This window comes from Bacillus sp. P4_D3 (assembly GCF_056401855.1).
The window spans coordinates 1-1,687 of the sequence record NZ_JBFUIN010000667.1; the positions used below are offsets into that span (position 1 = coordinate 1).

Annotated in this window: 2 protein-coding genes; one reads left to right on the forward strand and one right to left on the reverse strand. The window is 36.4% G+C overall.

Annotated features, from left to right (window positions below):
• Positions 1-184 precede the first annotated feature (184 nt).
• Positions 185-934 carry a (S)-benzoin forming benzil reductase gene (locus AC1DTM_RS25385; RefSeq protein WP_016105804.1) on the forward strand — a complete coding sequence of 250 codons (750 nt, stop codon included), beginning with the start codon at positions 185-187 and terminating at the stop codon, positions 932-934.
• A 35-nt stretch (positions 935-969) separates the two neighbouring features.
• Here AC1DTM_RS25385 and AC1DTM_RS25390 read toward each other — a convergent pair.
• The coding region (locus AC1DTM_RS25390) for a GNAT family N-acetyltransferase (RefSeq protein WP_477001178.1) at positions 970-1,687 on the reverse strand (718 nt) is incomplete at its 5' end.

Below are 1,687 nucleotides of genomic sequence, written 5' to 3' on the forward strand. Positions count from 1 at the left end.
CCTAACATGTTCCCAGTGAACGTGACGGCACCAGTTACTGTTGTTGTAAAGCGATTCATAAAAGGCACATAATCATCTCATTTCATTTATAGTAAAAAGTGCTCTATACTATAAAATGTAGACAAACTATACAATGTACGTTGTCCAATAAAATCCCACACATATGAGAGGAGTTTTCTACACTATGCGCTACGTTATCGTAACAGGAACTTCACAAGGTTTAGGTGAGGCAATCGCCGTGCAATTGTTAGAAGAAAATACAACCGTTATCTCTATTTCTAGGAGAGAAAATAAAAAGCTTACAAAAATCGCCGAGCAAAACAACAGCAATTGTATTTTCCATTCCATAGATCTTCAAGATGTACATAATTTAGAAACGCATTTTAACGAAGTCTTTTCATCTATTCAAAAAGACAATGTCTCATCGATTCATTTAATTAATAATGCAGGCACAGTTGCACCAATAAAACCCATCGAAAAATCAGAAAGTGAACAATTCATTACGAACGTTCATATTAATTTAATTGCACCGATGATCCTTACTTCCACTTTCATGAAACAGACGAAAGACTGGAAAGTAGATAAACGCATTATAAATATTTCATCTGGTGCAGGAAAAAATCCTTATTTCGGATGGGGAGCTTATTGTACAACGAAAGCCGGTATAAATATGTTTACACAGTGCGTAGCTACTGAAGAAGTGGAGAAAGACTATCCTGTAAAAACTGTCGCTTTTGCACCGGGTGTTGTTGATACAAATATGCAAGCACAAATTCGTGAAACAAATAAGGAAGACTTTATTAACTTAGACCGCTTCACCGCATTAAAAGAAAAAGGAAAGCTACTGTCACCTGAATATGTTGCGAAAGCTATTCGTAACTTACTAGAGACTGAAGACTTTCCGCAAGGCGAGGTTATTCGAATTGATGAATAACGAAAAGGCACGCTAAATTAGCGCGCCTTTTTGTTCTATTTCTCTAAAAATATAAGTACCGACTCCATAATCTTCTCATAACCAATTTCTTGATAAATTTTATTAGAAGTTGGATTTGCTAGATCGGTATATAATGTCGTTGTTTTGTAGCCTTCATCTAGCATACGTTGACTAAGTTCGGCTACACAAATAGATGCATATCCTTTTTTTCGTTCCTCTTTCGGCGTATAAACGAAATTGACTGTTATATTATTTGTAGTCGGTCTCGTTTTTGCAGCTACAGAGACTAGTTTTCCGCCCACCTCCAGACCAAATAGACGGTTAGTAGTTATTAGTGTATATGCAGTTTGTTTTGCCTCTTCTTTCGTAGTAGGAAGCTTCACATCTTCACAAAATTGATGTATCCACTGTTCTATTAATGGCAGCTCATCACTATTTACTGCACGAAAAATTCCATCTCCGCTCCACTTCTTCTTTACTCGTTTTAATTCATATACACCTTGTTCCATTCCAAGTGTAGTTTTTTTCCGTTCTAATATCGCAATCTCTTCAGCTAACTTCTGTATGACTTTCTTATTACCAATGAAACCAGGAATATCCGGATATACTTTCGTTAACTCCTTTGCAAGTTCCGCTATATCCTCTTCCGAAATTTCAGAAGTTGCAACAATCATTTGTATCTTCTCTTCTGTTTGAAGAAATACAACCGCAATTTCCTCTCCTTGTTTCGCTACCCCCATAAATATCGGTTCT